This window comes from Brachybacterium halotolerans (genome assembly GCF_016623465.1).
GTDB lineage: Bacteria > Actinomycetota > Actinomycetes > Actinomycetales > Dermabacteraceae > Brachybacterium > Brachybacterium halotolerans.
Window position 1 is genome coordinate 54,897 of record NZ_JAEDAJ010000001.1, and the last position, 17,743, is coordinate 72,639.

19 protein-coding genes are annotated in these 17,743 nt (G+C 70.9%); 12 read left to right on the forward strand and 7 right to left on the reverse strand.

Annotation, left to right across the window (positions count from 1 at the left end):
* Positions 1-120: 120 nt before the first annotated feature.
* Entirely contained in the window at positions 121-687 is a 567-nt protein-coding gene (locus tag I8D64_RS00245; RefSeq protein ID WP_343068362.1) for a DUF3043 domain-containing protein, read from the reverse strand.
* A 201-nt stretch (positions 688-888) separates the two neighbouring features.
* On the opposite strand from I8D64_RS00245, the gene I8D64_RS00250 reads away from it, so the two are divergent.
* From I8D64_RS00250 to I8D64_RS00300, 11 genes are all read left to right on the forward strand, one after another.
* Positions 889-2,382 (forward strand): dipeptidase, encoded by a 1,494-nt coding sequence (locus I8D64_RS00250; RefSeq protein WP_200500531.1) that lies wholly within the window; start codon positions 889-891, stop codon positions 2,380-2,382.
* Positions 2,383-2,472: 90 nt separating this feature from the next.
* Positions 2,473-2,829 carry an iron-sulfur cluster insertion protein ErpA gene (erpA, locus tag I8D64_RS00255; protein ID WP_200500532.1) on the forward strand — a complete coding sequence of 119 codons (357 nt, stop codon included), beginning with the start codon at positions 2,473-2,475 and terminating at the stop codon, positions 2,827-2,829.
* 391 nt (positions 2,830-3,220) lie between these two features.
* The gene (gene ctaC / locus I8D64_RS00260; protein ID WP_200500533.1) at positions 3,221-4,132 is read left to right on the forward strand and encodes an aa3-type cytochrome oxidase subunit II; all 912 of its coding nucleotides are present in this window, start codon (positions 3,221-3,223) and stop codon (positions 4,130-4,132) included.
* Entirely contained in the window at positions 4,129-5,838 is a 1,710-nt protein-coding gene (ctaD, locus tag I8D64_RS00265; RefSeq protein ID WP_200500534.1) for an aa3-type cytochrome oxidase subunit I, read from the forward strand. The genes ctaC and ctaD overlap by 4 nt, the downstream gene beginning before the upstream one ends.
* A gap of 3 nt (positions 5,839-5,841) precedes the next feature.
* The gene (ctaF, locus tag I8D64_RS00270; protein WP_152353128.1) at positions 5,842-6,258 is read left to right on the forward strand and encodes an aa3-type cytochrome oxidase subunit IV; all 417 of its coding nucleotides are present in this window, start codon (positions 5,842-5,844) and stop codon (positions 6,256-6,258) included.
* Positions 6,259-6,379: 121 nt separating this feature from the next.
* Positions 6,380-6,718, forward strand: coding sequence for a hypothetical protein (locus tag I8D64_RS00275; protein WP_200500535.1), 339 nt, complete (start codon positions 6,380-6,382; stop codon positions 6,716-6,718).
* A gap of 126 nt (positions 6,719-6,844) precedes the next feature.
* The gene (locus tag I8D64_RS00280) at positions 6,845-7,369 is read left to right on the forward strand and encodes an Asp23/Gls24 family envelope stress response protein (protein WP_200500536.1); all 525 of its coding nucleotides are present in this window, start codon (positions 6,845-6,847) and stop codon (positions 7,367-7,369) included.
* Positions 7,370-7,462: 93 nt separating this feature from the next.
* On the forward strand, positions 7,463-7,639 hold the full coding sequence (locus tag I8D64_RS00285) for a hypothetical protein (protein WP_193636253.1): 177 nt from the start codon (positions 7,463-7,465) through the stop codon (positions 7,637-7,639).
* A gap of 2 nt (positions 7,640-7,641) precedes the next feature.
* Positions 7,642-8,103, forward strand: coding sequence for an Asp23/Gls24 family envelope stress response protein (locus I8D64_RS00290; protein ID WP_343068363.1), 462 nt, complete (start codon positions 7,642-7,644; stop codon positions 8,101-8,103).
* Positions 8,100-8,648 carry a DUF6286 domain-containing protein gene (locus I8D64_RS00295; protein ID WP_200500537.1) on the forward strand — a complete coding sequence of 183 codons (549 nt, stop codon included), beginning with the start codon at positions 8,100-8,102 and terminating at the stop codon, positions 8,646-8,648. The genes I8D64_RS00290 and I8D64_RS00295 overlap by 4 nt, the downstream gene beginning before the upstream one ends.
* Before the next feature lie 14 nt (positions 8,649-8,662).
* Complete coding sequence (locus I8D64_RS00300; RefSeq protein WP_200500538.1) at positions 8,663-9,328, forward strand: hypothetical protein; 666 nt, start codon at positions 8,663-8,665, stop codon at positions 9,326-9,328.
* 637 nt (positions 9,329-9,965) lie between these two features.
* Here the strand turns inward: I8D64_RS00300 and qcrB are convergent.
* The 4 genes from qcrB to ctaE all read right to left on the reverse strand — a co-directional run bounded on the left by qcrB (position 9,966) and on the right by ctaE (position 14,305).
* Positions 9,966-11,648 carry a cytochrome bc1 complex cytochrome b subunit gene (gene qcrB / locus I8D64_RS00305; protein WP_200500539.1) on the reverse strand — a complete coding sequence of 561 codons (1,683 nt, stop codon included), beginning with the start codon at positions 11,646-11,648 and terminating at the stop codon, positions 9,966-9,968.
* Positions 11,649-11,652: 4 nt separating this feature from the next.
* Positions 11,653-12,723, reverse strand: a complete 1,071-nt coding sequence (gene qcrA, locus I8D64_RS00310) for a cytochrome bc1 complex Rieske iron-sulfur subunit (protein WP_200500540.1) — start codon at positions 12,721-12,723, stop codon at positions 11,653-11,655.
* The gene (gene qcrC / locus I8D64_RS00315) at positions 12,720-13,520 is read right to left on the reverse strand and encodes a cytochrome bc1 complex diheme cytochrome c subunit (protein ID WP_200500541.1); all 801 of its coding nucleotides are present in this window, start codon (positions 13,518-13,520) and stop codon (positions 12,720-12,722) included. Before qcrC ends, qcrA begins: the two co-directional genes overlap by 4 nt.
* 68 nt (positions 13,521-13,588) lie before the next feature.
* Positions 13,589-14,305: an aa3-type cytochrome oxidase subunit III gene (gene ctaE / locus I8D64_RS00320; RefSeq protein ID WP_152353120.1), complete on the reverse strand. Its 717-nt coding sequence runs from the start codon at positions 14,303-14,305 to the stop codon at positions 13,589-13,591.
* A gap of 215 nt (positions 14,306-14,520) precedes the next feature.
* Between ctaE and trpD the strand changes: the two genes are divergently transcribed.
* Positions 14,521-15,621, forward strand: coding sequence for an anthranilate phosphoribosyltransferase (trpD, locus tag I8D64_RS00325; protein ID WP_200500542.1), 1,101 nt, complete (start codon positions 14,521-14,523; stop codon positions 15,619-15,621).
* 85 nt (positions 15,622-15,706) lie between these two features.
* Here the strand turns inward: trpD and I8D64_RS00330 are convergent, their stop codons facing one another.
* Positions 15,707-15,988 carry an Lrp/AsnC family transcriptional regulator gene (locus I8D64_RS00330; RefSeq protein WP_200500543.1) on the reverse strand — a complete coding sequence of 94 codons (282 nt, stop codon included), beginning with the start codon at positions 15,986-15,988 and terminating at the stop codon, positions 15,707-15,709.
* Positions 15,989-16,036: 48 nt separating this feature from the next.
* Entirely contained in the window at positions 16,037-17,725 is a 1,689-nt protein-coding gene (locus I8D64_RS00335) for a DEDD exonuclease domain-containing protein (RefSeq protein ID WP_200500544.1), read from the reverse strand.
* Positions 17,726-17,743: the final 18 nt, after the last annotated feature.

Below are 17,743 nucleotides of genomic sequence, written 5' to 3' on the forward strand. Positions count from 1 at the left end.
CGCGGGGCCGGCCCGCGCGCCCCGCGCCCCGCACGGGGCGCCGCCCCCCCGGGGGGGGCCGGCGCCCTGTGCGTGATCGGCCTGGTCATCCGCCCGCCGAGGGCGGGGGAGGGGGAATGATCAGCGCGGATCCTCGCCGTGGCGCACCTGCGCGCGCGGCAGACGCCAGCGGCGGATCTGCAGCGAACGCATGATGCCGTACCCCACGAGCCCCCGGCGGACCTCGCCGAAGCGCTCGGTCAGGCGCGCGCGGATCCTGCGGCGCAGGATGAGCGAGTCGACCACGCACAGCAGGATCCCGCCCCACAGCACGACGAGCATGATCACGCTCATGGACGTGTAGAGGCCGGGCATGACCAGCGGGAGAACGAGCGCCACGATCATCAGGATCAGGGCGACCGGGAAGAAGAACTCCGCGATGTTGCGCCGCGCGTCGACCAGGTCGCGCACGAAGCTGCGGTCCCGCCCGCGGTGCTGGGCGGGCATGTTGGCCTCGTCGCCCGACATCAGGGCCTGCTGGGAGCGCTGGCGCTCCTGCGCGGCCGCCTGGCGGTCCCGGCGCCGGGCCTCCTTGCGGTCGGTCTCCACGATGGGACGCCGACGGGCGGCCTCGGCCTCCTTCCGCGTGCGAGTGGGACGGCCCTTCCCGGTGGATCCGCTGGGGTCGCCCTTGGGGGATGAGGTCACGCCTGGCACCTCCCCGCGGCTGCGGCCGCGGCGGCGCGGCGAGGGGGACGTGTCGGCATCGGACGTGTTGCGGGGACTCACCCCTCCAGTCTAGGCGGAGCGCGGCCCGGCCCCGACCATCCGCGACGACGGGCGCGGCCCGGCGGAGCGACGCACGGCCGGGTACCCGTGGTCGCCGCGCGCGGAGATACCGTGGGAGCCATGTCCCATGAACCCGCCCTCGAAGGCGACACCGCCCGTCCGTCCGATCCCTCCGCGGCCCCTGAGCCCGCAGCCGGCGCCGACTTCGCCCACGGCGCCGACGCCGCAGGCGGACCCGTCGCGACGCAGGAGCAGGTCGAGGGACTGCGTGCGCGCCTCGAGGAGATCCTGCCGCGCTCGATCGAGGATCTCTCCGCCCTGGTGAGGATCCCGTCGATCGCGTTCCCCGGGTACGACCGCACCCCGGTGCACGAGAGCGCCGAGGCCGTCGCGGCGCTGCTGCGCGACGCCGGCATGCCCGAGGTGACCATCACCCACGTCGACGAGGGCGCCCCCGCCGTCATCGCCCGCCGTCCGGCCCGCGAGGGCCTGCCCACCGTGCTGCTCTACGCCCACCACGACGTCCAGCCGACGGGCGACCCCCAGGCATGGACCACCGATCCCTTCACGCCCGCGCGCGAGGGCGACCGGCTGTTCGGCCGCGGCGCGGCCGACGACAAGGCCGGCGTGATGGCCCACGTCACCGCGCTGCGCCTGGTGGGGGAGGAGCTCTCCGAGCTCGGCGTCGGCGTGACCGTCTTCGTCGAGGGCGAGGAGGAGGCCGGATCCCCGACCTTCCGGCGCTTCATCGAGGCCCACCGCGACCAGCTCGAGGCCGACGCGATCGTCGTCGCCGACTCCGCGAACTGGGCCGTCGGCACGCCCGCGCTCACCACGAGCCTGCGCGGCGTGGTCGACCTCACCGTGACGGTCCGCGTGCTCGAGCGCGCCGTCCACTCGGGCATGTTCGGAGGGCCCGTCCTGGACGCGCTCACCCAGATGGGACGTCTGGTGGCCACACTGCACGACGAGAACGGCGACGTCGCCGTCGAGGGGCTCGTGCGCGCGGAGGCTCCCGCGGTCGAGATGCCCGAGGCGGACTACCGGCGCGACGCCGGGATCCTCGAGGGGCAGGACCTCGCGGGCACCGGATCGATCACGTCGCGCCTGTGGTCCGCACCCGCGCTGTCGGTGATCGGCATCGACGCCCCGTCGGTGCGCGACGCCTCCAACACCCTCGTGCCCGCGGCCCGTGCGAAGATCTCGCTGCGCATCCCGCCGGGCCAGGATCCGCAGGCCGCCATGGACGCGCTCGTCGCGCATCTCGAGTCCCATGCCCCGCGCGGGGCCGTCGTCGAGATTGCCCGGGGCGAGCAGGGCCGCCCCTTCCTCGCGCCCACGGACACCCCGGCCATGCGGCTCGCGCGCTCCGCGTTCCGCGACGCCTGGGGCACGGATCCCGTGGACACGGGCCTCGGCGGGTCGATCCCGTTCATCGCCGATCTCCTCGAGGTGTTCCCCGGGGCGGAGGTGCTGGTCACCGGCGTCGAGGACCCCGATTCCCGCGCCCACGGCGTCGACGAGTCCCTGCACCTGGGCGAGTTCGCCAAGGTGTGCCTCGCCGAGGCGCTGCTGCTGCGCGGCGCGGCGGGGCTCGAGAGGCGGCGCGGCTGACGCGCCGCGCCATGTGACGTGACGGACGCTGTCCCCGGTCGCGCCCGGCGAGGCGTAGCCTGGGGTCACCTGCAGTGAGGAGGAACCCAGATGACCACCACCATCGACACCGAGGCCCCCGCGCACGGCGTGACGCTCACCGGCGAGGCCGCGGCGAAGGTCACGTCCCTGCTCGAGCAGGAGGGGCGCGACGACCTGCGACTGCGCATCGCGGTGCAGCCGGGCGGATGCTCCGGCCTGATCTACCAGCTCTACTTCGACGAGCGGCTGATGGACGGCGACGCGACCGTCGGCTTCGACGGCGTCGAGGTCGTCGTCGACCGCATGAGCTCCCCGTACCTCGCGGGAGCGACGATCGACTTCGCCGACACGATCGAGAAGCAGGGCTTCACGATCGACAACCCCAACGCGGGCAGCTCGTGCGCCTGCGGGGATTCCTTCAGCTGACGTCCGCGTCGGCGTCCCGCGCGATCGCGCGGGAGCACGACGGGCCCGCCCCCGCTCCGCATGTGAGCGAGGGCGGGCCCGTCGGCGTCTGTGCACGTCGTCACCCCCGACGACACCGAAACCTGAATGCTGAACCGAGTCCGGGAAACACGTATGATGACGCTGTGCCGTCATGTTCGTCCCGCGTGATGCGATCAGCTGTCGCCGACGGTGAGGGTCCCGCCCCCACCGGCCTGCTCGACGCCGCCGCGTCCGGGCCGCTCACGACGCACGTCCCCGGGTCTGCCCCGACCCGCGAAGCACCCGCCCTCCCCGCGCGTGCGACGCGCTGCCCCCAGCAGGCAGCACGCCGCGCCTCCTCCCGGAGGGCCGACGAGTGGAAGGTCATCCTGTGATCCCCCAGGCCACACAACGCCGCCGGCGCCTGCGCCGCGTGGCGGCCGTACTCGCGCCGGCGATGCTCGCGCTGTCCGGCTGCACCGCGGAGCAGAAGCGCGGCTTCCTCCCCGGTGCCGACGACGGTGTCCAGATCACCGACAAGACCGAGCGCATCACGCAGCTGTGGACCGGTTCCTGGGCCGCTCTCGTGCTCGTCGGTCTGGTCGTGTGGGGCCTGGCGATCTGGTGCGCGATCGCGTACCGGCGTCGGAAGGACGACACGGGCTACCCCGTGCAGCTGCGCTACCACATGCCGATCGAGATGATCTTCACGCTCGTGCCGGTCGTCATGATCATGACGCTGTTCTACTTCACCCAGCGCGACGTGGGCGAGATCGAGGACACCTCGGCGAAGCCCGACGTCACGGTGAACGTGGTCGCCAAGCAGTGGAGCTGGGACTTCAACTACGTGGATGCCGACGTCCACGAGGACGCGGGAGTGCAGTCCTTCGAGACCGGCACCCCGGGGGCCGCGGAGTCGCTGCCCGTGCTGTACCTGCCGGTCGATCAGACGGTGCGCTTCAACCTGGACTCGCGTGACGTCGTGCACTCGTTCTGGATCCCGGACTTCCTCTACAAGAAGGACATGTTCCCGGGGCACACCAACACCTTCCAGGTGACCCCCACCCGTGAGGGCACCTACGCCGGCAAGTGCGCAGAGCTCTGCGGCGAGTACCACTCGGACATGCTCTTCAACGTGAAGGTCGTCTCGCAGGAGGAGTACGACCAGCACATGAAGGATCTGCGCGACGAGGGCAACACCGGTCAGCTCTCCGTGGACCTCTCGAGGAACCTCGAGGACTGGAACATGCGCGAGAAGGACGACGCGGCCAACGGCCGCACGGGAGATGAGGTCCAGAAATGAGCACCCAGGTCCCCGCCGCGCCGGCGCGCGCGACGGCCGTTCACCAGCCCACCCGTGAGACGTCGCTGGGCAAGAACTTCGTCCGGATCATCACCTCGACCGATCACAAGGTGATCGGCCTGATGTACCTGGCCATGGCGTTCAGCTTCTTCTGCATCGGCGGCGTGCTGGCCCTGATGATCCGCGCCGAGCTCTGGGAGCCCGGTCTGCAGGTGGTCGTCTCCAAGGACCAGTACAACCAGCTGTTCACGATGCACGGCACGATCATGCTGCTGATGTTCGCGACCCCGCTGTTCAACGGCTTCGCGAACTACTTCATGCCGCTCCAGATCGGCGCCGTCGACATGGCGTTCCCGCGCCTGAACATGTTCGCCTTCTGGATCACCCTGTTCGGCTCGCTCATCGTGCTCGCAGGCTTCCTCACCCCTCAGGGCGCCGCCTCCTTCGGCTGGTTCGCCTACGCCCCGCTGTCGGACACGACGTTCACACCGGGCCTCGGCGGTGACCTGTGGGTCTTCGGCCTGGGACTCCAGGGCTTCGGCACCATCCTGGGCTCGGTCAACTTCATCACCACGGTCATCTGCATGCGCATGCCCGGCATGACCATGTTCCGCATGCCGATCTTCACCTGGAACGTGCTGATCACAGCGCTCCTGGTGCTCATGGCCTTCCCGCCCCTGGCCTCCGCGCTGTTCGCCCTCGGCGCCGACAGGAAGTTCGGAGCGCACATCTTCGACCCGGAGAACGGCGGAGCGGTGCTCTGGCAGCACCTGTTCTGGTTCTTCGGGCACCCCGAGGTCTACATCATCGCCCTGCCGTTCTTCGGCATCGCGACCGAGATCTTCCCCGTCTTCAGCCGCAAGCCCGTCTTCGGCTACAAGACCCTCGTCTACGCGACGATCTCCATCGCGGCCCTCTCGGTCACGGTGTGGGCGCACCACATGTACACGACCGGCGCCGTGATGCTGAACTTCTTCAGTTTCATGACCATGCTGATCGCGGTGCCGACGGGCGTGAAGTTCTTCAACTGGGTGGGCACGATGTTCCGAGGGTCGTTGACCTTCGAGACACCGATGCTCTTCTCGCTCGGCTTCCTCACGACCTTCCTCTTCGGTGGACTGACCGGCGTGATCCTCTCCAGCCCGGCGCTGGACTTCCACCTCTCCGACACCTACTTCGTGGTCGCCCACTTCCACTACGTGGTGTTCGGGACGGTCGCCTTCGAGATGTTCGCGGGCTTCTACTTCTGGTGGCCCAAGATGTTCGGGTACAAGCTGAACGAGAAGCTCGGCAAGTTCCACTTCTGGATGTTCATGATCGGCTTCCACATGACCTTCCTCATCCAGCACTGGCTGGGCGTGGAAGGGGCTCCCCGCCGCTACGTGAACTACCTCGCCGAGGACCAGTTCGACTGGATGAACAAGCTCTCCACCGTGGGCGCCTTCATCCTCGGCGCCTCGACGCTGCCCTTCCTCCTGAACGTCGTCATCACGCACGTCCAGAAGAAGAAGATCGAGGTGGACGACCCCTGGGGCTACGGCGCCTCGCTCGAGTGGGCGACCTCGTGCCCGCCGCCGCGCCACAACTTCCACTCGCTGCCCCGCGTGCGCTCGGAGCGACCCGCCTTCGACCTGCACCACCCGGAGGTCGGCGCCCAGTCGCATCTGCTGGCGGAGGAGCCGATCAAGAACCCGAGGAGCAACTGACACATGCGCACCACTGCATTGATCTTCTGGATCCTCGCCGCGTTCTTCCTCATCGTCGGTGTGGTCTACGGCGTCTGGACCGGCGGGTACGCCCCGCTGGGCATCGAGACCGCAGGCTTCCCCGCGCTGCTCATGGCGACCCTGCTCGCGGCGATGATCGCCACGACCCTCACCTGGGCCTCCAAGCGGTTCCCGGACCGCGCCGAGGAGAACCTCGAGGCAGAGGTCTCCGACGAGGCCGGCGTGCAGGGCAGCTTCGCCCCGTACAGCTGGTGGCCGCTCTGGGCCGGGATCGGCTGCGGCCTCGCGTTCCTGGGCGTCGCGGCCGGCTGGTGGATCCTTGCGATCGGCTCGGTCTTCGTGATCGTCGGCGTCGTCGGCTGGGTCATGGAGTTCTCCCGCGGCCAGCACGCCCACTGATCACCAGGCGCCCCGCCCCTTGAGGGTCCGGGAGGCGCGCACCCCTCGACGGCCCGTCCACCGCATGGTGGGCGGGCCGTCGTGCTGCGTGCGTGCGATCATGGCCGCACGATCCGGGCGCATGGAAGGCCGATGCGACGAGCTCGGGGAACGGGGGCACGAGATGGCGCTGCGCAGACGCATGATCGGCGGCCTGCCGCGGGAGGTCCAGGACGCTGGACTCGTGGTGCGGGGCATCTTCGCGGACGACGGAGCGCTCGAGCGTGCGCGCGCATGGGCGCGGGGCGTCCTCGTGCGACGAGGTCTCGACCCCGAGGGGTCACCGCTGCGCGCGAGCCGGGCGCTGCGAGCGGAGGATCCGCGCCTCACGCCCGCTGCCGCGCGCTGGCTGGTCGCCCACCTCGAGAAGGACCCCGGCGACGCCGCGGGCCGATCGCCTCGATCGAGGCGGCTGCGCTGAGCGGGAGCGCCCCACGGGTGAGCGGCGTCACATAGGCTTCGTCGTGAGGGACCGGCGGGCGGTGACGTCCTCCTGGTGTCCACTGAGAACGGCCCGGAGGATCCGGGCCCGAACCGAGGAGAACTCATGGAGAGCAACGCATCCATCCCTCAGACCGGCCAGCAGCGCGAGCGCTCCGCCGCACGCGCCCAGGAGGCCGAGGAGAAGCAGCAGGACCAGGCGCAGACCGCCGCTCCCCGCGGGCCCCTGCAGACGGACCGCGGTGTGACCACCGTCGAGGAGACGGTCGTCGCGAAGATCGCCGGCATGGCCGCCCGCGAGGTCCCCGGCGTCTACGACATGGGCAATGCCATGCGTCGGGCCTTCTCGGCCGTCACCGACCGCATCCCGAACTCGCAGACCAACGTCACCGGCGGCATCGGTGTCGAGAAGGGCGAGACCCAGGCCGCGATCGACGTCACCGTCGTCGTGGAGTACGGCGCCTCCGTGGTCGAGGTCGGCAACGCGATCCGTCGCAACGTCATCGAGCAGGTCGAGAAGGCGACGGGCCTCGAGGTCATCGAGGTCAACGTCAACGTCGTCGACGTCCACCTCCCGGACGAGGACGACGAGCAGTCCGGCGGCGAGAAGCGCAGCAGCGACCTGCGCTGAGCGCACCTGCGCGCCGGACGCTGACCTGCGTCGGGCGCAGACCCTCGGCGGGCCGGGCAGGACGCCCGGCCCGCCCCTGATCGAGGAGCACACATGAAGACATCACAATTCGCCGTGCTCGTCGGGCTCCTGCTCGGCGCCGCACTCGCCTTCGGATCGTTCGGCCAGTTCTTCCTCGTCCTCGTGTTCGGTGCCATCGGCCTCGCCGTCGGTATGGTCATCGACGGACGGATCGAGATCCGCGGGCTCACCGACCGCTGGAGGCGGTGACCGTGACGTCCCTGCAGGAGGCGACCACATCGGGGACCGACCTCTGGTCGCAGGACGAGCAGACCGATCCGTCCTCCGCAACCGGGGCGGCGTCCGGCACCATGGGGAGCTCCGTGGAGTCGCGCGGCACCACGACGGTGCCCGCACGCGTCGTCGCGCGGATCGCGGAGCAGGCCGCGAGCGAGGTCCCGCACATCGGATCGTCGGCCGGGGGAGTGCTGGGCGTGGGGGCACGCCGTGACTTCGACACCAGGCCCTCCGTCGACTGCGACCTGTACGGCCGCACGGCCGTGCTGCGTCTCGACGTCGGCGTCGCCTTCCCCGCACCGCTGCACGACGTGCTCGCGCAGCTGCGCTCCCATGTAGAGCGCACGGTGAGCACCCTGACGGGCCTCGAGGTCGGACGCATGGACGTCGAGATCTCCTGGCTGAACCCCGAGACCACGAGGAGGGCCCTGCGATGATGACGACACCCCGCCGCCTCGACCGTCGGCCCGCCCGCACGGCGCCCGTCGTGCTCCTCGCACTCGTCCTGCTCGTCCTCGGCGGACTCGGCGTCTGGACGCTCGGCAGCCTCGTCATCGACGGTTCATGGCCCGCCTCGGCGTCCGCCGCGATCGCCGACCTCGGCGCCCTGCGGCTGGACTCGACCCCCGTGCTCGTCACCGGCTGCGTGCTCGCGGTCCTGGGCCTGCTCATGGTCCTCGCCGCGATCCTGCCCGGCGGGCGCTCGCGCATGCGGCTGCTCGAGGACGATGTCCCCGGCAGCACCGTGATCTCGCGCCGTGACCTGGCGGGACGGGTGCATGCGCGCACCGAGGAGGTCGACGGCGTGCAGAGCACCCAGGTCGACGTCGGTCGGCGCACGGTCAGCGTCCACGCCCGCACGGTCGTCGACGAGGTCGGACCCGTGGAGTCCGGCGTGCGCGAGGCCGCGGAGGCCGCCGTCGCCGAGCTCCGTCCCGACACCATGCCGAGCATCCGCGTGCGGATGCGTCGGATCGACTGAGAGGAGGAGGGCGTATGCGTTCCGTCTCCGGAGCCCGCAACAGGCTCCTGCTCGTCCTTGCGGGCATCATCGCCCTGCTGGTGGGCCTCTGGCTCGCCGCCGGCCGTCTGGATCTGGCCGGGCGCTGGCCGGGGGCCGACGCCGTGCTCCCGCACGGGGACTCCACACCGGCCGCGCTCGCGGATGCCCACCACACGTGGATCCTTCCGGTCGCCTGCGTCGTCGCGGTGCTCGCCGTGATCGTCGGGATCTGGCTGCTCGTGCTCCAGGTGCCTCGGCGGACTCCCAGCGTGCCCCTGAGGATCACCGCGGAGGGCAGCAGGCCCTTGGGCACCCTCGCACCGTCCGTGCTCGAGCGTGCGCTCGCGGAGCACATCGAGGGCATCCCCGGCGTCCTCGACGCCTCCGTCCAGGTGAGCGGCGCAACGTCCTCGCCGTGGGTGCAGGCGTCGGTGAGCACGAGCCAGGACGCCGAGACGGCGTGGGTCGTCGCCGGCGCGCGTCAGCTGCTCGCCGACGACGTCTTCACCGTGCTCGGCGCGGCGCCCCGTCACGTGGACCTGCTCCTGAGCCTGCGCTCGGCGGCCTCGTCCTCGAGGACGCGGATCGACGAGAGCCCGGCGACCGCCTCGGGCGGCCCCGGCACGGTGAGGGAGGGCGCACCCGTCCCCGCTCGCTGAGTGCCGTCGTCGCGCGTCCCCGTGCCGTGCGACGCCCCCCCCCGAGACCGGGGATCCGCACTGGAGGGCCCCGTCCGTCTCCCTGCTCCGGCAGGCAGACGGACGGGGCTCTCGTCGTTCTGGCGCAGGGAGAGTCGCGGCGGGGCGGACGCGCGGAGACGCGGAGCCACGGAGTCCCGGAGCCACGGGGACGCGGAGACGCGGGGGACGCGGAGACGCGCTCTCAGGGCGGGCGAGCACGGGAAGCAGTGCGGCCCCGCGGGAGGACCGCTCGTCGCGACGCCGCCCGGTCACCGGCGCACGTCGTCGGTCCGGCTGCAGCACGCCTCTCGGACGAGATCGCATGGGACGCGACCCGAGCTCGTCCTGGGAGAGCTGATCACGGCATACGCGGCCTGGTGATGACCCGTGTGGTCCCCCGGAGCGAGGCGCCGCGCGCGGAGCGCTCGACGGCAGCCGATCGCGCCGCGGCGCGAGGGGCCCAGGGGAGCACGGCCGGGGGGGGGGGGGGGGGGGGGGGGGGGGCGGGGCGCGCCCCCCCCCCCCCCCCGGGGGGGGGCGGGGGGGCCCGGCGGGGACGTGTGGGGGCCCGGACGGCAATGCCGTCCGGGCCCTCTCACGTCGGGGAGCTCGTGCGTCAGTGCGAACGCACGTCCGGAGTGCGGTAGTCGCCGCCGGTGAGCTCGTCGATCTTGTGGCGCTCGTGGCCCGCGTGCTCGAGGGCCTCCCGGAGCTCGGTCGGGGTGACCGGGGCGAGCTGGTCCTTGAAGAAGAACGAGGTGGCCGCGGCGCGCAGGGCCGAGACGCCCTTGCCCGCCTTGAGCGGACGGTAGTCGTCGTGCTGGACCAGGACCCAGCGGTCGAACTCGTTGAGCGGCTCGTGGATCTCGATCATCTCGCCGTTCTCCATGCGGACCACCTTGGAGGTCTCCTCGCCGTGCAGGGCGAGGTCCCGCTTCTGGCGCTGCATCGCCAGGCACAGTCGCTTGGTGATGTAGAAGACGATCACCGGTGCCAGGAAGAACGCGATGCGGAACGTCCACGTGAGGTCGTTGATCGAGAGGTGGAGCTTCACCGCGATGAGGTCGTTCGTGGCGGCCATCGCGAGGATCAGGTACTCGGTGATCCAGGCGACGCCGATGCCGGTGCGGACCGGGGCGTTGTACGGCAGATCCAGGAGGTGGTGCTCGCGGTCGTCGCCCGTCACCCACGACTCGATGAAGGGGTAGAGGGCGAGGAATGCCAGCAGGCCGCCGTAGACCACCATCGGCAGCAGGATGTTCAGGGATACCGTGTAGCCGAAGATCGTGAATTCCCAGCCCGGGATGAGGCGCAGGCCGCCGTCGGTCCAGAGCATGTACCAGTCGGGCTGCGAGCCCGCCGAGACGGGGGAGGGGTCGTACGGTCCGTAGACCCAGATCGAGTTGATCGCGGTGGTCGCCGAGATCAGCGTGATGATGCCGAACACCAGGAAGAAGAAGCCACCGGCCTTCGCCGCGTACACAGGGAACACCGGGAAGCCGACGACGTTGCGCTCGGTGCGGCCCGGGCCGGGGTACTGCGTGTGCTTGTGCAGCACGAGCATCACCATGTGGATCGCGATCAGACCCAGGATGGCCGCGGGGACCAGCAGGATGTGGATCGTGAAGAACCTCGGGATGATGTCGTGCCCGGGGAACTCCCCTCCGAACAGCAGCATCGAGATGTAGGTGCCGACGATCGGGATGCCCTTCATGAGGCCGTCGACCACGCGCAGGCCGTTGCCGGAGAGGACGTCGTCCGGGAGGGAGTAGCCGGTGAAGCCGGCCACCATGCCCAGGACCATGAGGGCGAAGCCGACGAGCCAGTTGAGCTCGCGGGGCTTGCGGAACGCACCGGTGAAGAACACGCGGAACATGTGCACGAAGATCGCGACCATGAACACCAGGCAGGACCAGTGGTGCATCTGCCGGAACAGCAGCCCGCCCTTGACCTCGAACGAGATGTGCAGGGTGGACTCGTAGGCCTTCGACATGTGGGCGCCCTGCAGGGGCGCGTAGATGCCGTCGTAGACGACCTCGTCCATCGAGGGGACGAAGAACATCGTGAGGTAGGTGCCCGAGATCAGCAGGATCACGAAGCTGTAGAGCGCGACCTCGCCGAACATGAAGGACCAGTGGTCCGGGAAGATCTTGCGCCCGAAGAACCGGACCAGGCCCGCGCCGGAGACGCGGCGGTCCAGCCAGTCGCCGCCGACGGCGCCGAGCTTGAGCATGCGGCCCTCGGAGCCGGAGTCCTCAGGGGCCTCCGTGGAAGGACGGGTGGGAGTCGTGGTCGCCATCAGATCACTTGTCCTTGTGCAGGTTCCAGAAGCTGGGACCGATGGGCTCGGGGAAGTCGCCGCCGGCGACGAGGTAGCCCTCGGCGTCGACTTCGATCGGGAGCTGCGGGAGCGGGCGGTGCGCGGGGCCGAAGATCACCTTCGCGCCGTCGGTGACGTCGAACGTCGACTGGTGGCACGGGCACAGCATGTGGTGGGTCTGCTGCTCGTACAGCGCGACCGGGCAGCCCACATGGGTGCAGATCTTCGAGAAGGCGAGGATGCCCTGGTACCCGTTGTCCAGGCTCTCCTGGTTCTGCCCCAGCGCCGGGTCGATGCGGATGAGCACCGCAGCGGCCTTCGCGCGCTGCTCGAGGTAGTCCTCCATGTCCTCGGTCAGGCCCTCGGGCATGACGTGGAAGATCGAGTTCATGGCGACCTCGGAGGCCTTCACCGGGGTCCCGTCGGTGTCGCGGGTGATCCGCAGACCCTTCTTCCAGAACGTGTGGTGCAGCTTGTTGCCCGGGAGCGGGCCGAAGGTCGACAGCGGCGCGAGCACCGCGATCGGCAGGGCGGTGAGCGCGGCGACCATGGCGGTCACGATCACGGGGCGACGGCCGACGCCGGACTCCTCGAGGCCGTCGGTGATGATCGACGCGGCGACCTCGCGGGTCTCGTCGGAGCCCTCGATGTGGTGCCGCTCCTCGACCCATTCCTCGTCGGGCATGAGGGTCTTGGCCCAGTGCACAGCGGCCGCGCCGATGAAGAACACGGCCACGGCGAGGCCGATGCCGGTGAACAGGTTGGACCAGTGCACCGCGTGCAGCGTGCCCGGCGTGCCCAGCAGGTTCGTGCCCAGCGGGGTGAAGATGAAGTAGCTGGCGACGAACAGGACCGTGCCCAGGACGGAGAGCACGAACATCGCGGCGACCATGCGCTCCGCGCGCTTCTCGGCGCGCGGGTTCTCGTCGGCCTGACGGTGGATGTGGGGAGGCAGACCCGGGTTCGGGAAGCCGCCGCCCTCCTTGGGGGCGATCGTGCTCACCGAGGAGGACCTGGCCTCCGACTCGCGGTTCTCGTTCACGTGATCGCTCACTTCGCCTTCGCCCCCAGCCACACGGCGCAGCCGACGAGGAGGGAGAGCACGATGGTCCAGGCGTACAGGCCCTCGGTCACGGGACCGAAGGAGCCCAGCGAGATGCCGCCGGGGGAGCCCTGCTCATCGAGCGCCTTGAGGTAGGCGACGACATCGCGCTTGTCGGAGGCGGAGATGTTGTCGTCGTTGAAGACGGGCATGTTCTGCGGGCCGGTCTCCATGGCCTCGTAGATGTGCTTCGACTCGACGCCGCTGAGCGACGGCGCGAACTTGCCGCGGGTCAGGGCACCGCCGGCGCCGGCCGCGTTGTGGCACATGGCGCAGTTCACGCGGAAGATGTTGCCGCCGTTCTCGAGGTCGGCGTCCTTCGAGCTGAGCGCCTCCTCGTCGGGGACCGACGGGCCGGGGCCGAGGGAGGCGACGTAGGCCGCGAGCTGACGGGTCTGCTCGTCGTTCATCTGCGGGGGCTTGCGCCACGCCTGCGCACCGGAGTTCTGCATCGGCATGCGGCCGGTGCCGACCTGGAAGTCGACGGCGGCCGCGCCGACGCCGATCAGCGACGGGCCGAGCGTGTTGCCCGAGTCGTCCTGCATGCCCTGCGCGTTGGTGCCGTGGCAGCTCGCGCAGTTGGCCAGGAAGAGCTCTTCGCCTTTGTCGACGTCGTCCTGGGAGTACGACTCGGCCTGGGCGCTGCGCGGCTGGAACGCGGCGTACAGGCCGCCGGTCGCGACGAGCGCGAGCAGCAGGATCGCGACGAACGCCAGAGGGTGGTGTCGACGCGCTGCGAGTGCCTTCACGATGAGGACCTCGTTTCGGTGTGCGGGGCGGGCGGGAAGGGACCCCCGGGGCCGGGGGATCCGGAGGATCAGAAGAGGGAGGAGAAGAACTCGAAGTTCCACGGGACCGTGCCGTTGAGCAGCGGGTCCATCAGGTACACGACGAAGAACAGTCCGATCCAGACCACGTCCACGAAGTGCCAGTAGTAGGAGATGCAGATCGCGCTGATCTTCTCGTGCTGGGTGAACTCGTTCGCGGAGAACGCCCGGGCGAGGACGAAGAGGAACGCGATGAGGCCGCCGATCACGTGGAGGCCGTGGAAGCCGGTGGCGAGGTAGAAGACCGAGCCGAAGGGCGAGCTGCTGAGGGAGACGCCGGCCTCGGCCAGCTCGGTGTACTCGAAGGCCTGCCCGGACACGAAGATCGCGCCCATGAGGAAGGTCAGGGTGTACCACTCGATGACGCCCCACCCGGCGATGTTGAAGATCGAGCCGGTGCGTCCCTTGCGGGACTCGCCCTTGGCCCAGGGCAGCACGCCCTCGGCGGCCATGACGCCGATCTGGCAGGTCACGGAGCTCAGGACCAGGATGATCGTGTTGGCGATCGCGAAGTCGTGGGTGAAGTGCTCCTCGCCCGCGACGAACGTCTCGGGGACCATCGCGTGCAGTGTGAAGTACATCGCGAAGAGACCGGCGAAGAACATCAGCTCGCTGGAGAGCCAGACGAGCGTGCCGATCTGCGTGGAGTTCGGGCGGCCGACTGCGGGGGCAGGGCCTGTGCGCTGGGGCAGAGTCGCAGTAGTCACGTCACCATTATGCCGTGTCGTCAGATTCGATGCCCCGGGTACACGGCCGACCTGGGGAACCGCTGGGGCGCGAGGCCCTGACGGACCCCGCCAGCATAACCCTCACGACACGCTGTCACGAACCTGGACACGCTCTGTGGCGAGGGCCTCTCAGCTGGGGATCCTGACATCCGGGCGCACGCGCACGAGGGCGCCCGGGATGGGATGATCGGCACATGTCCGCCACCGCATCCGCGCCTTCCCCGACCTGGCCGTCGCTGACCTCCCGACTGGTCCGCCACGAGGATCTCGACGCTGCGCAGGCGGCCTGGGCGATGGACGAGGTTATGTCCGGCAACGCCTCGGCGATCCAGCTCGCCGGCTTCCTGGTCGCGCTCGAGTCGAAGGGCGTCACGAGCGTCGAGCTCGGGGCCCTGGCGGACGCGATGGTCGCGCATGCGCGGGAGCTCCACGTGGACCGCCGGGCCGTCGACATCGTCGGCACCGGAGGGGACCTCGCGCACACGGTGAACATCTCCACGATGGCCTCCGTGATCATCGCCGCGAGCGGACGCCGCGTGGTCAAGCACGGCAACCGCGCCTCGACCTCCCGATCGGGATCGGCCGACGTGCTCGACGCCCTCGGGGTGCGGCTCGACCTGCCGGCCGAGCGCTCCGCGCAGCTGCTCGACGAGCTCGGGATCGCGTTCCTCTTCGCCCAGGTCTTCCATCCCTCGATGCGGTTCGGCGCGGAGGCCCGCAAGGGGCTCGGCATCCCGACGGTCTTCAACGTGCTCGGCCCGATCACGAACCCCGGCAGGCCCCTGGCGAGCGCGGTGGGCGTCGCGAGCTCGGTGATGGCCCCGGTCGTGGCCGGCGTCTTCGCCGGGCGGCGGACGAGCGCGCTGGTGTTCCGCGGCCAGGACGGACTCGACGAGCTCACCGTGGGCGCGCCCTCGGACGTCTGGGAGGTGCGCGGCGGGAGGGTGCACGAGCACGTGCTGGACCCGGAGGAGCTGCTCGGCATCCCCCGTCACGGGGCCGATGCCCTGCGCGGCGGCTCTGCCGAGGAGAACGCGCAGGTGGCTCGTGATCTCTACGCGGGAGAGGGGGCGACGGCCGTGCGGGACGCGGTGCTCCTCAACGCCGCCGCCGGACTGCTCGCGCACGACGGCATCGGCGCGGGAGCCGAGAGTGCCGCCGACGGCGCGCCCTTCGAGGATCGCTTGCGGGAGGCCTTCGAGGAGGCGCGCTCCGTGCTCGACTCCGGGGCCCCCGCCCGTCTGCTCGACGCCTGGGCGCAGACCACCCAGCGCCTCGTCGGCGAGAAGGGCTGACGCAGATCGGTGCGCTGACGCAGATCGACGCGCTGACGCAGGTCGGCGGGATGACGCGGGGCGGGTCGCGGGGAGGCGCCCGGTCTCAGTCGTCGGAGCCGAGGTCGAAGGCGACCTCGAGGTCCTGGCTGGAGTAGGTGCGGAAGGCGATGTTCGTGGACGTGTCCACGACGCCGTCGATCTTGCTGATGCGGTCCGCGATGACGCCGGCGAGATCCTCGTGCTCGCGCACGCGCACGATCGCGATGAGGTCCACGTCGCCCGTGACCGAGTAGACGTGGTCGACGCCGGGGACGGCGGTGATCTCCTGGGCGGCCTCGGGGATGCGGTCGCTGCGGGCGATGATCGAGACGATCGCGGTGATCATGCTGTCCTCCAGGTTGTCGGCCGGGCTGTGCGCGGGTGCGCGTCCAGCCTAGTCGGCGGTCGTGAAGGCCGCCTGCAGCGTCTGCGGATCGAACCGGGCGCGCAGGGGCACCGCCCAGGTCCCCTCGACGGCGACGACGCGCATCCCCTCGCCCTCGAGCCAGTGGAGCAGCAGCTCGGACTCCTGATGATGTCCGTGGCACAGCGGTCCCGAGGGCAGCTCGTCGAGAGGGATCTCGGCGCCGCGCCGCGCGAGCTCGCGCGCGACCGGCACGGGATCCGCCCCCCGGGGCACGATCGCGGTGCCCGCGTGGCGCCCCGCGCGCACCGCCAGGAGCTCCCATGCGCCGGCCGGATGGCGCCGCGACTCGGCGGGGCGCGCGGCCACGAGCATCGGACAGGCCGCGAGGGCGCGCAGCTGCTGGGCGCGCTGGGCCGCGGCCAGGAAGGCCTCCGCCTGTCCCTTGATCCGCGCGGCGTCCTCGTAGCGGTGCGCGCCGACGTGCGCGCGCATCCGCGCCGCGGCGTGCGCGATCACCGGTGAGGGGTCCTCGAGCATCGCCCGTCGGATCCGCGCATGGGGCTCGGGGGCCAGGCGGCGCCCCGTCCCGCTCGCGCCGGAGCCGCTCGCACCCTCGAGCGACGCGCCGCGGCCCATCACGGCGTCGGTGAGCAGAGCGCGCAGCGGCTCCACGTCATGGCGCGAGCGCAGGGGTCCGATCTGCGCCGATCCGTCGTCCTCGCTCCGTGCGATGCGGGCCGCGCGCAGTCCGTCGGCCCCCGGGCCCAGGCGCAGCCAGAGCGCCTTCTCCGGCTTCAGGCCCTGACGGTTGGCGGGCGGCTGCTCGCGGGCGATGATCCGCAGCTCGCGCACCGCCGCCTCGAGGCGGGACGCGCACTCGATGGTGCGGATCTCGTGGAGCCGCGGGAGCACGTCGAGCACTCGGCGGCGGGTCTCGGACGCGCTGAAGTAGGTGCGCACCCGCGAGCGGAGGTCGTGCGAGGTGCCGACGTAGAGCACTCCTCCCTCGCGGTCGACGAACTGGTAGACGCCCGGCACCGGCGGCACGGTGTCGGCGAGGTGGCGCTTGCGGGCCTGCGCGGGCGTGACCTTCCGATGGGCCGAGGCGAGGTCCTCCACCGTGCGCGCGCCGCGATCGCCCAGCCGGGCGATGATCGCGTGCAGCACGTCGACCGTGGCGCGCGCATCGGACAGCGCGCGGTGATCCGGCGTGACCTGGGCGCCCACGTGCGCGGCGAGGGTGCCGAGCTTGTGGTCGCGCACCTCGTCGCGCTTGAAGACGCTGCGGGCGAGGGCCAGGGTGTCGAGCACAGGAGGGGAGGGCCAGGTGATCTCGAGCCGGGCCGCCTGGGAGCGCAGGAAGCCCACGTCGAAGCGGGCGTTGTGGGCGACCAGCACGGCGTCGTGCGCGAAGTCCAGGAACATCGGGAGCACGGCATCGATGCGCGGCGCCCCGCGCACGGTCGCGTCGGAGATCCCGGTGAGCGACGCGATGTAGGCGGGGATCGGGCGCTGGGGATCCACGAAGGTGCGGAACTCGCCCAGCACGTCGCCGCCGCGCACCTTGACCGCGCCGATCTCGGTGACCGCGTCCTGCGACGGATCGGTGCCCGTGGTCTCGAGGTCCACGACCACCATCTCGGCCTCCTCGAGCGGAGTGCCGAGATCGGCGAAGCTCAGCTGCCGGCGGCGGCCGGAGCGCGGGGGAGCGGTCATGGTCGAAGACTAGGACGA

Excerpts from the sequence above, each read along its gene's own strand:
- I8D64_RS00335 (WP_200500544.1), bottom strand. The coding sequence starts at position 17,725 with ATGACCGCTCCCCCGCGCTCCGGCCGCCGCCGGCAGCTGAGCTTCGCC.
- I8D64_RS00330 (WP_200500543.1), bottom strand. The coding sequence starts at position 15,988 with ATGATCACCGCGATCGTCTCGATCATCGCCCGCAGCGACCGCATCCCC.
- I8D64_RS00275 (WP_200500535.1), top strand. The coding sequence starts at position 6,380 with ATGGAAGGCCGATGCGACGAGCTCGGGGAACGGGGGCACGAGATGGCG.
- ctaF (WP_152353128.1), top strand. The coding sequence starts at position 5,842 with ATGCGCACCACTGCATTGATCTTCTGGATCCTCGCCGCGTTCTTCCTC.
- qcrB (WP_200500539.1), bottom strand. The coding sequence starts at position 11,648 with ATGGCGACCACGACTCCCACCCGTCCTTCCACGGAGGCCCCTGAGGAC.
- I8D64_RS00300 (WP_200500538.1), top strand. The coding sequence starts at position 8,663 with ATGCGTTCCGTCTCCGGAGCCCGCAACAGGCTCCTGCTCGTCCTTGCG.
- I8D64_RS00280 (WP_200500536.1), top strand. The coding sequence starts at position 6,845 with ATGGAGAGCAACGCATCCATCCCTCAGACCGGCCAGCAGCGCGAGCGC.
- ctaD (WP_200500534.1), top strand. The coding sequence starts at position 4,129 with ATGAGCACCCAGGTCCCCGCCGCGCCGGCGCGCGCGACGGCCGTTCAC.
- trpD (WP_200500542.1), top strand. The coding sequence starts at position 14,521 with ATGTCCGCCACCGCATCCGCGCCTTCCCCGACCTGGCCGTCGCTGACC.
- I8D64_RS00285 (WP_193636253.1), top strand. The coding sequence starts at position 7,463 with ATGAAGACATCACAATTCGCCGTGCTCGTCGGGCTCCTGCTCGGCGCC.
- erpA (WP_200500532.1), top strand. The coding sequence starts at position 2,473 with ATGACCACCACCATCGACACCGAGGCCCCCGCGCACGGCGTGACGCTC.
- I8D64_RS00295 (WP_200500537.1), top strand. The coding sequence starts at position 8,100 with ATGATGACGACACCCCGCCGCCTCGACCGTCGGCCCGCCCGCACGGCG.
- I8D64_RS00250 (WP_200500531.1), top strand. The coding sequence starts at position 889 with ATGTCCCATGAACCCGCCCTCGAAGGCGACACCGCCCGTCCGTCCGAT.